Source organism: Nostoc sp. 'Peltigera membranacea cyanobiont' 213, assembly GCF_002245975.1.
In the GTDB taxonomy this organism is placed as follows: Bacteria; Cyanobacteriota; Cyanobacteriia; order Cyanobacteriales; family Nostocaceae; genus Nostoc.
The window spans coordinates 1-4735 of sequence record NZ_NOLI01000264.1 but is presented as its reverse complement, the minus strand read 5'-3'; the positions used below and the strand labels follow the sequence as shown (position 1 = coordinate 4735).

General features: G+C 42.0%; 5 protein-coding genes. 1 reads left to right on the top strand and 4 read right to left on the bottom strand.

Annotation, left to right across the window (positions count from 1 at the left end):
- Positions 1-220 precede the first annotated feature (220 nt).
- The 4 genes from CDG77_RS33500 to purE all read right to left on the bottom strand — a co-directional run bounded on the left by CDG77_RS33500 (position 221) and on the right by purE (position 3221).
- On the bottom strand, positions 221-1000 hold the full coding sequence (locus CDG77_RS33500) for a class II glutamine amidotransferase (protein ID WP_094333472.1): 780 nt from the start codon (positions 998-1000) through the stop codon (positions 221-223).
- A gap of 477 nt (positions 1001-1477) precedes the next feature.
- Entirely contained in the window at positions 1478-1669 is a 192-nt protein-coding gene (locus CDG77_RS33495; protein WP_094333471.1) for a hypothetical protein, read from the bottom strand.
- A 543-nt stretch (positions 1670-2212) separates the two neighbouring features.
- The gene (locus CDG77_RS33490; protein WP_094333470.1) at positions 2213-2428 is read right to left on the bottom strand and encodes a hypothetical protein; all 216 of its coding nucleotides are present in this window, start codon (positions 2426-2428) and stop codon (positions 2213-2215) included.
- Between the two features lie 262 nt (positions 2429-2690).
- Entirely contained in the window at positions 2691-3221 is a 531-nt protein-coding gene (gene purE / locus CDG77_RS33485; protein WP_094333469.1) for a 5-(carboxyamino)imidazole ribonucleotide mutase, read from the bottom strand.
- Positions 3222-3366: 145 nt separating this feature from the next.
- Between purE and nagA the strand changes: the two genes are divergently transcribed.
- Positions 3367-4587, top strand: a complete 1221-nt coding sequence (nagA, locus tag CDG77_RS33480) for an N-acetylglucosamine-6-phosphate deacetylase (RefSeq protein WP_094333468.1) — start codon at positions 3367-3369, stop codon at positions 4585-4587.
- The last annotated feature ends 148 nt before the right edge of the window (positions 4588-4735 follow it).

Genomic DNA, 4735 nt, shown 5'->3' with positions numbered 1-4735 from the left:
TGTCTGATTTTACTCTTTTTATCGAGAAAAATCCTCCGTAAAAACCCCTTTGTGACAGTTAGGGTGCGGAATGTGGGCTTTAATTTTATTAACATAGTTTTGTTTTTCCCAGTCGTTCTATTTACTCAATATGAAAAGTAGGAAAAACAAAACCCATTTAGATACTTTCTAAATGGGAAAATTCTGGTTAATTTTTGAATTAGCTAACAAGATCGGATTCTTAGCTGAATACATATTCCAGGGGTAGTCCATCCTGAAAAACTAGTAATTCTCCTGGTTGGATTCGCGTCCAAACTTCGTTGTCAGTGAGAGGTGTGGTAGCAATGACAGCAACGCGATCGCGTTCGGTAGTCACTTCCCGAAAATCTACGGTCATGTCTTGATCGATTAAATGGGCAGCTGCAAAGGGGGCTTGGCGGACAATGTAGCTGAGGTTGGTTGAACAATGAGCAAAAAAGTGTTCTCCATCAGACAATAAGTAATTGAATATACCTATATGTGCAATCGCATCACTAATTTGTTTTAGTACAGGGTAAAGTTTCTTGATGTCAGGCTTACCATCAGGAAAGCGCGATCGCAATGTTTCTAGCATCATACAGAATGCTTTTTCACTATCTGTATCACCTACGGCTTGATAAAAACCCAAATTTTCGGGATCAAAATTTGGCAAATTACCATTGTGGGCAAACACCCAATACTGACCCCACAATTCTCTGCGGAAAGGATGACAGTTGTGTAGGGCAATTTCACCCTGAGTAGCTTTGCGGATATGGGCTATGACATGGGTTGAGTGGATAGGATAACTCCGCACCAACTCCGCTACCGGAGAAGCAATAGAAGGCTGGGCATCTAAAAACATCCGACATCCCTTTCCTTCAAAGAAAGCAATGCCCCAACCATCGCTATGATGATCTGTTCTTCCTCCCCGTGCAGAAAACCCTTCAAAAGAAAAGCAAATATCCGTTGGAACATTGCAATTCATTCCGAGCAATTGACACATGGATGTTGTCGCTCTCAATTTTTGACTAAGTTCTCAGAATCAAGATACTTCAGAATGCTGTATTGATTCTGGAGCGATCGCTTCAATCTTAGAATTTCATGAGCATGTGACATTGGGAAGAGGACTTGGGGACAAGGAGAATTGGGGACAAGGGAAAAGACTTGTTTCAAGTTCTCACCTCTTGTCCCCCTGCCTCTTTTTCAATTACCGTAACAGGAAAAGTCAGAGATTTAGTCAAGTAGCAGAGGTAGTGACTGTATCAAATAATCTTTATACGAATTTTTGAACTACATACTTGGCAATAACAGTATTTGTTCGGTTAGGTGGGAAAAGTGGGTTTGGTAGGATCTTTCGTAGGAACCCTTGATTAACCTGTTAATAAGCTGTAGATTGGTTGTGTACTAATATCCAACTTTAAAAAATCTTAAAATCATAACATAATAATCAGTAAAAATTCAAGGGTTGGAGATTGCTTCTTCACAAAATGCGTAGGCGTAGCCAGCCGTAGGCATCGCCAAACAAGTCAATGCGATCGCTAAACAAGTCAATGCGATCGCCAAACAAGTCAATGCGATCGCCAAACAAGTAAATGCGATCGCTAAACAAGTCAATGCGATCGCCAAAAAAGTCAATGCGATCGCTAAACAAGTCAATGCGATCGCCAAACAAGTAATTGTTTACAACTTAGAGACGGGAGGCTTGAACTACATCTCTGACAATCCTTTGTCACTGAGGTTCACTCGATTTGCCACCATTCAAGGCAGCCCCGCACTGAATGCCAGCGATTTTCAGATTATCGCCTAGCTAGGGCAAACTCATCTAATTAAGTAGAACAGGGTAAATAATTAAAGGTTTGTAGTGAGAACTAAAGTTCTCAAATCAGGACTAAAGTCCTTACTACGAACTGATTTTCGCTAAAGTTACATTACTTTACATAGTTTGTTTTTTTCAAGTCGTTCTACTTAGTATTGACAAAACACTGTTTTTATGGGTTTTTTGTCGGTCAGCGCGATCGCTTTTGATGCAGGTGAAAATTATAATCTTAATCACTGCGATCGCCTTTGGTGCAAGTGAAGAGGACACGGGGAAACCCCACGGATAAATCTTCTAACGCAACCATCAAAGATTTGCGGTGGTGTACTTTCGCCGATAACACACGCTACATCTGTGGCGATCGTTCTTTAAATTGGTATAAGTGATAACTGTTTCTGTCTACCCTGTAGCAACTTCCGTCTTCTCTGTAAGAGCTTCTGCCAAGACGTTTCGGTGTTTCGCGCAGGCTGTAGCAACTTCCGTCTTCTCTGTAAGAGCTTCTGCCAAGACGTTTCGGTGTTTCGCGCAGGCTGTAGCAACTTCCGTCTTCTCTGTAGGAGCTTCTGCCAAGACGTTTCGGTGTTTCGCGCAGGCTGTAGCAACTTTTGCCTTCACGTTCTTGCGTGCTTCTCAGACTGTAAAGGCTTGCTTAAGAGTTATTAGTGAACAGTAAACAGTTATAGGAATCCGGTTTGATTTTTGAACAGATACGTAGTGGCGTGTCAAGCTTAAAATAGTGCATTAAGAATAAAGCAGAAAGTATTGATTTATCTCAATTTTCTCAAAAATCTATTGCAACATTTTAGTCTTGACACGCTAGTAGGGTGCGTTACGCTGTCGCTAACGCACCAAATCCTTTTATCCTTAGCGTAGCCCATTACGAATTACCTGAAAACATCTGCTGTAAATATTGCTCGTAGCCTAGTTGTTCTAGTTTTTCTTGCTTTGCAACTACTGATTCACATAAGGTTTGGCGATATTGTTGCACTTTTTCTAGCAATTCTGGTTGATGAGTTGCGAGGATTTGTACTGCTAGAAGTCCGGCATTTTTGGCATTACCGATCGCCACTGTTGCCACAGGAATACCCGCAGGCATTTGTAAAATAGAATACAAAGAATCCACACCTTGTAAGTTTCGGGTGGGTATAGGAACACCGATGACAGGAAGTGGAGTTAAAGACGCTACCATTCCCGGTAGATGAGCAGCACCGCCGGCACCGGCAATAATCACCTTAATACCGCGTTGGTGTGCAAGTTGAGCGTATTGCACCATGCGTTCTGGAGTACGATGAGCAGAAACGATCGCCACTTCGCTTTCAACGCCAAATTCTTCACAAACTGCGATCGCGTCTTTCATAGTGGGCAAATCCGAATCGCTGCCCATGATAATACCAACTAGGGGAGTCATAATAATTAAAAATTTAAAATTTAAAATTCAAAATTATTTGAGGTAGGTTATGCCGATAATCATCTCATCTATTGGCGTTGTTTGAATTGATTTATTGATATTGGTTGCATCTAAAATCAGATTTAGCTATCTTCTCGTTAGTGTGATGACCCAAGTAATAGAAAATCCTGTAGATATTATCAATGCTAGAGTGCCTGGTTATAAAGATTTGCAGATGCTCTTGGTTAACCAACAGGGCATAATTGAGCAAATCTTGCCGATGGGTACATTAGAAGCACGCAGCCGTGCATCCATAATAAATGTTGCTGGCGACTGGATTTCATTGGGTGGCGTTGATTTGCAAATTAACGGTGCTTTGGGATTGGCATTTCCTGATTTGACGGCTGAAAATGCTCATAAACTCCAGAAAATCTCACAATTTTTGTGGGATGTTGGGGTAGATGGATTTTTACCAACACTTGTGACAACTTCAGTAGAAAATATTCAGCGATCGCTTGCTATTATTGCTGAATTTCTTCCCAATCAACCAGCAGGTGCAAAGATTCTGGGAGTACACCTAGAAGGGCCATTTTTGAATTTGCAAAAGCGCGGCGCACATCCAGCAGAGTATCTTTTACCTCTGACAATGGATCGGGTAAAGCAGGTTTTGGGTGATTATGCCCATGTTGTGAAAGTCATCACCTTAGCACCAGAATTAGATTTCACTGGCGAAGTAATTCCATATTTGCGTTCTCTGGGAATCATTGTCAGTTTAGGGCATTCTCAGGCAACATCTACCCAAGCGCAATGTGCCTTTAAACAGGGGGCAACGATGGTAACTCATGCTTTCAACGCCATGCCAGCATTACATCACCGCGAACCAGGTTTATTAGGGGCAGCAATTATCCATCCTGATGTAATGTGTGGTTTTATTGCTGATGGCGAACACGTTTCGCCCACGATGCTGCAAATTTTACTTCGCGCTAGCGATCGAGAACAAGGACTGTTCCTCGTCAGCGATGCTCTTTCTCCTCTGGGGCTACCCGATGGCGTGTATCCTTGGGATAGTCGGCAAATTGAAGTTAAAAACGGTACGGCACGACTAGCCGATGGCACTTTGTCGGGGACGACTTTACCCTTGTTGGTGGGAGTGCAAAATTTGGTGAAGTGGGGAATTTGTGACGTAGAAAGTGCGATCGCTTTAGCTACTAATGCACCTAGAAAAGCGATTGGTTTACCAGGAATTATTAAGAGTCAATCCGCTAACTTATTACGCTGGCATTGGGATGAAACTACAAAAAAATTAACTTGGCAACGTGCGATCGCAGCAGTTGCGATCGTGAAGCCAGAAGCTGAAAATTTATCTGTTACTCTCAACTCCATATAGGACTAGTATTTGATTTCTGAAAAAATCTAAGTATGTGTAGGGTGTGTTACGGCTTCCGTAACGCACCAAAACATAAAGGGTGGTGCGTTAAGCCTACGGCATAACACACCCTACGTGTATTTCAAAAATCAAATATGAGTCCTATATA

Excerpts from the sequence above, each read along its gene's own strand:
- nagA (WP_094333468.1), top strand. The coding sequence starts at position 3,367 with ATGACCCAAGTAATAGAAAATCCTGTAGATATTATCAATGCTAGAGTG.
- CDG77_RS33500 (WP_094333472.1), bottom strand. The coding sequence starts at position 1,000 with ATGTGTCAATTGCTCGGAATGAATTGCAATGTTCCAACGGATATTTGC.
- purE (WP_094333469.1), bottom strand. The coding sequence starts at position 3,221 with ATGACTCCCCTAGTTGGTATTATCATGGGCAGCGATTCGGATTTGCCC.